5 protein-coding genes and 1 pseudogene are annotated in these 5,620 nt (G+C 67.7%); 4 read left to right on the top strand and 2 right to left on the bottom strand.

The features are described from left to right. Positions 1–106 precede the first annotated feature (106 nt). Positions 107–676 carry a Uma2 family endonuclease gene (locus ACFWPJ_RS23065; protein ID WP_378854465.1) on the top strand — a complete coding sequence of 190 codons (570 nt, stop codon included), beginning with the start codon at positions 107–109 and terminating at the stop codon, positions 674–676. 220 nt (positions 677–896) lie between these two features. On the opposite strand, the gene rarD is transcribed toward ACFWPJ_RS23065, so the two are convergent. Next, a complete protein-coding gene (gene rarD, locus ACFWPJ_RS23060; RefSeq protein WP_378854464.1) occupies positions 897–1,820 on the bottom strand; it encodes an EamA family transporter RarD in 924 nt (307 codons plus the stop codon). Between the two features lie 35 nt (positions 1,821–1,855). On the opposite strand from rarD, the gene ACFWPJ_RS23055 reads away from it, so the two are divergent. The 3 genes and pseudogenes from ACFWPJ_RS23055 to ACFWPJ_RS23045 all read left to right on the top strand — a co-directional run bounded on the left by ACFWPJ_RS23055 (position 1,856) and on the right by ACFWPJ_RS23045 (position 4,682). Beyond that, positions 1,856–4,279 carry a cation-translocating P-type ATPase gene (locus ACFWPJ_RS23055; protein ID WP_378854463.1) on the top strand — a complete coding sequence of 808 codons (2,424 nt, stop codon included), beginning with the start codon at positions 1,856–1,858 and terminating at the stop codon, positions 4,277–4,279. A gap of 80 nt (positions 4,280–4,359) precedes the next feature. Then, a pseudogene (locus ACFWPJ_RS23050) lies at positions 4,360–4,485 on the top strand (isomerase); the annotation flags it as partial. A gap of 23 nt (positions 4,486–4,508) precedes the next feature. After that, a complete protein-coding gene (locus tag ACFWPJ_RS23045) occupies positions 4,509–4,682 on the top strand; it encodes a hypothetical protein (protein ID WP_378854462.1) in 174 nt (57 codons plus the stop codon). Between the two features lie 159 nt (positions 4,683–4,841). Here ACFWPJ_RS23045 and ACFWPJ_RS23040 read toward each other — a convergent pair. Beyond that, positions 4,842–5,620 (bottom strand): hypothetical protein (locus ACFWPJ_RS23040; protein ID WP_378854461.1); only part of this gene is annotated, 779 nt, incomplete at its 5' end.

The following is a 5,620-nucleotide window of genomic DNA, read 5'->3' as shown; positions in this document are numbered from 1 at the left end:
GGAGTGAGACGAGCTGGAAAACACGCTGTTGCGCTAAACTCGACCTGCTCGGACGCGTGGACCCGCGCACCCGGATTCAGCGAGGTTGGAGGTGGTGTCCGTGGGAATGCCGGTGCCGCACTCAGCGGAATGGACCGCCGCGGATTTGGATCAACTGCCCGATGACGGACTGCGTTACGAGGTGTTGAATGGCCAGCTCGTCGTGAATGCCGCGCCCAAGCCGAAGCATCAATGGTTGGTCCAGTCGCTATTTCTGGCGCTGCAATCGGTCGTCCCGGCTGAGATGGTCACCTTGCTAGGCATCGGCGTGCTGATCGGTTCCGACGAGCCCATCCCCGACCTCGTGATCGTCAACCGGCCCATCGATATGGACAGTCGTGGCGTGCCCGCAGCGCAGGTCCAGGTCGCCGTCGAGGTGGTCTCGAAGTCGACGACTTTCCCGGACCGCATGGTAAAGCCGGTGATCTACGCTTCGGCGGGCATTCCGCACTACTGGCGATTCGAGATCAACCCGTTCAAAGGTCAGCTCCCCGGCGAGATGCTCCCGGTCCTGTTCGCCTATTCCTTGGGAACCGATGGCAACTACGAGCAGACGCACCGAATCTCCGCCGGTCGACCTGCCACTGTGCCTGCGCCCTTCGGGTTCACCATCGAAACCGGGTCACTGCTGCCCTGAGCTCGGCCTCGACCATGGGCGAGGGCCTGAGATGGGAGCTTCGTGTCCCGGTATCCAGCTAGTGCGTTGTGGTTGTCAGCATCGAGCGAGGTTGTCGAGCACGTGCACCTCGTTGCAGGCGGCGATGTCGCTACAGGTGTTATCGAATGCCGAATACCCACAGTGACAACGTACTTCGGCACAGCGATAGTTCTGCATTGAATTTTCCGGAATGCGTGGTTCAGCGCGTGGCGACTTCGCCGGCCGGTTCAGCGGTCGAGCTGTCGCGGCGTGCCCGGCGGGCGCGGCGGAGGGCGTCGGTGGTGAAGACGGCAAGGGCGGCCCAGATCAGGGCGAACCCGGCCCAGCGGGATGGCGGCATGGGTTCGTGCATGACGGCAACGCCCCAGGCCATCTGGAGGGCGGGGGTGAGGTATTGCAGGATGCCCATGGTCGACAGCGGGACGCGCTGGGCGGCGACCGCGAACAGGAGCAGCGGGATCAGGGTGACCGGACCGGTGGCCAGCATCAGGCCGAAATGGGCGGGGGTGGAGGTGAATTCGGTGCGGTCGGTGGCCACCAGCACGATCAGGAAAGCCAGCGCGAGCGGGACGGCGACGATGCCCTCGGCGGCGATACCGCGCAATGCGTCGAGCCGGATCACCTTTTTCACCAACCCGTAGGTGGCGAACGAACAGGCCAGCACCAGCGCGATCACCGGCGGACGGCCGTAGTCGACGGTCAGGACAACCACCGCCAGCGCGCCCAGCCCCAGCGCCAGCCACTGCGCGCGGCTGAGCCGCTCCCGGAACAGCACCACACCGAATGCCACGGTGACGAGCGGATTGATGAAGTACCCCAGCGCGCACTCCACGACAGACCCGGAATTCACGCCGTACACATACGTGCCCCAGTTGATCGCGATCGCCGCCGACGCCGCGGCCGCAAGACGCCACGTCCGCGCGTCGATGCTGCGCATCGCCCGCAGCCGCCCGGCCAGCGCCAGCACGATCAGCACGACGACCAGCGTCCAGATGATGCGCTGCGCCACCACTTCGGCGGCAGAGGCGAACGCCAGCAACCCGAAGAACGCCGGGAACATGCCCCAGATCAGATAGGCGCCCGTACCGAAGGCGACACCGGGCGGGGACGAGCTGCGCTGCATTCATCCCATGTTACGGCTGACGTAGCCTGACGAGCATGTCCATTTCCGTGCAGGAGCCCGCGGCGACCGGGCTCACCGCAGCACAGGTCGACCAACGACGCCGCGACGGGCGCACCAACGATGTGCCGGCCAGGGCCAGCCGGTCGGTGCGCGAGATCGTCCGCGCGAATGTGTTCACCCGCATCAATGCCATCCTCGGTGTGCTGTTCCTGCTGGTGATGTCCACCGGCTCGATCATCGACGGCATGTTCGGCCTGCTCATCGTGGCCAACAGCGCGGTCGGCATCATCCAGGAGATCAGAGCCAAACGGACCCTGGACCAGCTGGCGATCGTCAGCCAGGCCAAGCCGACGGTCCGCCGCGACGGCATCGCCGAGCAGATCGCGCCGGGCGAGGTGGTGCTCGACGATCTGATCGAGCTCGGCCCCGGCGACCAGATCGTCGTCGACGGCGAGGTGGAGGAAGCCGCCGCGCTCGAGATCGACGAGTCGCTGCTCACCGGTGAGGCCGATCCGATCGACAAGGGTGTCGGCGCCCCGGTGATGTCGGGCAGCTTCGTGGTGTCGGGTTCGGGCGCCTACCGCGCGACCAAGGTCGGCAAGGACGCCTACGCGGCGAAACTGGCCGAGGAGGCCAGCAAGTTCACCCTGGTGCATTCGGAGCTGCGCTCCGGCATCGACAAGATCCTGAAGTTCATCACCTATCTGCTGATCCCGGCTGGCGCGCTGAGCATCTACAACCAGCTGGTCTCCAGCAAGGAGTCCTGGCGGCCCGCGGTCTCGGGCATGGTCGCCGCGCTGGTGCCGATGGTGCCCGAGGGCCTGGTGCTGATGACCTCGATCGCGTTCGCGGTCGGTGTGGTGCGTCTGGGCAAGCGCAACTGCCTGGTGCAGGAACTGCCCGCGATCGAGGGCCTGGCCCGGGTCGACGTGGTGTGCGCCGACAAGACAGGCACGCTCACCGAGAACGGCATGCGCCTGTCGCACATCGAACCACTCGGCGCCTTCGACGAAGCCCAGGTGCGCCAGGCGCTGGCCGCCCTCGCGAGCGACGACCCACGCCCGAATGCCAGTGTGCAGGCCATCGCCGAAGCCCTGCCGGACGCGCCGGGCTGGTCGCAGACCGCCGTCGCGCCGTTCTCCTCGGCCAAGAAGTGGAGCGGCATCTCCTATGGCGCCCAGGGTGATTGGCTGCTCGGCGCGCCCGACGTCCTGCTCGATCCCACCTCCGCCGACGCGGAGCACGCCGAACAGCTCGGCTCGTCGGGCCTGCGCGTGCTGCTGCTGGCCCGCGGTGACCGCCCGGTCGACGCCGACGACGCTCCCGGCCGGGTCGAGCCCGCCGCGCTGGTCGTGCTCGAGCAGAAGGTGCGCCCCGACGCCAAGGGGACCCTCGAATACTTTGCGAGCCAGCAGGTCTCGATCAAGGTGATCTCCGGCGACAATGCCGTGTCGGTCGGCGCGGTCGCCTCCTCGCTCGACCTGCCCGGCGGCGACCACCCCGTCGACGCGCGCACCCTGCCCGAGGACCGCGAGGAACTGGCCGACGTCCTCGACCGCGACACCACCTTCGGCCGAGTCCGCCCCGACCAGAAGCGCGCCATGGTCGGCGCGCTGCAATCACGTGGGCACACCGTCGCCATGACCGGTGACGGCGTCAACGACGTCCTCGCCCTCAAGGACGCCGACATCGGCGTCGCCATGGGCGCCGGCAGCCCGGCGACCCGCGCGGTGGCACAGATCGTGTTGCTGGACAACAAGTTCGCGACCCTGCCGTATGTGGTGGGGGAGGGGCGCCGGGTGATCGGCAATATCGAGCGCGTCTCGAATCTGTTCCTCACCAAGACCGTGTATTCGGTGCTGCTGGCGTTCCTGGTCGGTCTGGCCGGTGTCGGTTCGCAGATCTTCGGCTACGACCCGATCGGCTATCCGTTCCTGCCGCGCCACGTCACCATCGCGGCCTGGTTCACCATCGGCATCCCGGCGTTCATCCTGTCGCTGGCGCCCAACAACGAGCGCGCCCGCACGGGTTTCGTCGGCCGGGTGATGCGCCTGGCGGTGCCCTCGGGTGTGGTGATCGGCGTCGCGACGTTCGTGGCCTACCTGATCGCCTACGCCGGTCCGGAAGCCTCGGAGACGCAGAAGGTCCAGGCGGGCACCACCGCGCTGATCACGCTGATCATGATCGCGGTGTGGGTACTCGCGCTGGTCGCCCGCCCGTACGTGTGGTGGAAGGTGGTGCTGATCGCGGTGTCGGTGTTCGCCTACATCGCGTTGTTCACGATTCCGTTCACCCGCGAGTTCTTCAAACTCGACCCGTCGAACCCGCGCCTGACGCTGGCCGCGTTCCTGTGTGGCGCGGTGGGCATCGTGCTGGTCGAGCTGGCGTGGTGGGTGCAGTCACGGCTGTCCGGCAACCGCGGCAAGTTCATTCCCGCGGTCGGCGCCCAGGGCGCGTGACAGACCGCTGACCAGGCCGGGTTCGCCTCGAGAACCCTTGTGCCCGGCGAACATTCGGTGTTGGAGTACCTTTGCGCACTATGGAGGTATTGCTGCACCAGATCGACGCGTTCGCCGACGCACCGTTCTCGGGCAACCCGGCCGCGGTCATGCCGCTGCCCAGCTGGCTGCCGGAACATCTGGCCGAGGAGAACAACCTCGCCGAACCCGAATCGCTTCGGACATTCCAGTGACCCCCGACGAGCTGGACGAGCTCTTCTGCTGGCTTCTGGCGCAGATTGATCGGCTCGACTCAGAGGCGCTGGAACTGATGGCAGACGCCTACGATCACGCCGGAGATGTGGACAGAGCGCGCGCCTTGTGGGAGCTGGCGGAACAAGGCGGCGACCCCGAATTACCGTAGGTCAGCGCCGCTTTCGGGCCAGCCGAACTCCGTCCGCTACGGCATCCACTCGCACGGTCGCCGGATCGAATGCAGTCCTCAGAAGGCACTCGATCACGTCTCATGGCAGAACATGCCAGTAACCCGCCCGAATGTCGCCCCCCGGCGTGCCCTGGTCGGCTACTTGGTGGGTACGGGCGCGTCATCCGGGGTGGGTGTGACGACCCCGGTGGCTTCCGGCAGCAACGGCGCCACCGCGAAACGTCCGGCGATCGCGTCGGCGGGCAGCGCCTGCACCGCCCGGACACCGGGTTGTGCTGCCAGGTCACGTAATTGAGGGAGCGTGCCGCGCACCACGAGCCCGGCCGTGCACGCGCAGCCGGCGCGCAGCCTCGCCTCGGTGACCCGGGCGACGTCGGCGTCGCGCTGATCGTGGTACCGCTGCGCGGCGAGCAGGCCCGCCGCGGCGTCGGCGGACTTCACCGCGGGTTCGTCGCCCGCCGGAGTCGCGACGGTGATCACCGGTGTCTGCACCCGGTCGATCGGCACGTGCTGGATCACGCCGGAGATCCGCAACCCGCCGGCGGCGGCCGGGATCTGTTGCGGGGTGAGGTAATCGGTGAACGACAGCAAAGCCCAGTGCGGGTCGGTGTCGTTGCCGGTCAGCGAGTTTCGCGACTCGTTGAGGTAGTCGTCGACCCGCTCGCCCTGTGCCGGACCGAGCCGATCGGTCGTGATGCCGGTCGGCGGTCGCGGATTCACGATGCCGAGCACGACGACGATCACGGCCAGCACCACCGCCGCACCGAGGATCAGCGGGATGCGCCAGGGCGATCGCCGCTCGGAGTCAGGCTCGGTGCCCCCGCGGTCGTGGCGGCCCGCCTGCAGGCCGCGTCGGGCGACAACCACGGGCCGGTGGGCATCGACGTCAGCGCGAACAGGTAGGCCGGCCCCGTGGA

Origin of the sequence: Nocardia sp. NPDC058497, assembly GCF_042720195.1 — a bacterium.
GTDB lineage: Bacteria > Actinomycetota > Actinomycetes > Mycobacteriales > Mycobacteriaceae > Nocardia.
The sequence above is the reverse complement of the archived record's forward strand: the minus strand, read 5'-3'. Positions and strand labels throughout refer to the sequence as shown.

What these genes read in the sequence shown, in the direction of transcription:
- rarD (WP_378854464.1), bottom strand. Translation starts at nt 1,820, where the DNA reads ATGCAGCGCAGCTCGTCCCCGCCCGGTGTCGCCTTCGGTACGGGCGCC.
- ACFWPJ_RS23065 (WP_378854465.1), top strand. Translation starts at nt 107, where the DNA reads ATGCCGGTGCCGCACTCAGCGGAATGGACCGCCGCGGATTTGGATCAA.
- ACFWPJ_RS23055 (WP_378854463.1), top strand. Translation starts at nt 1,856, where the DNA reads ATGTCCATTTCCGTGCAGGAGCCCGCGGCGACCGGGCTCACCGCAGCA.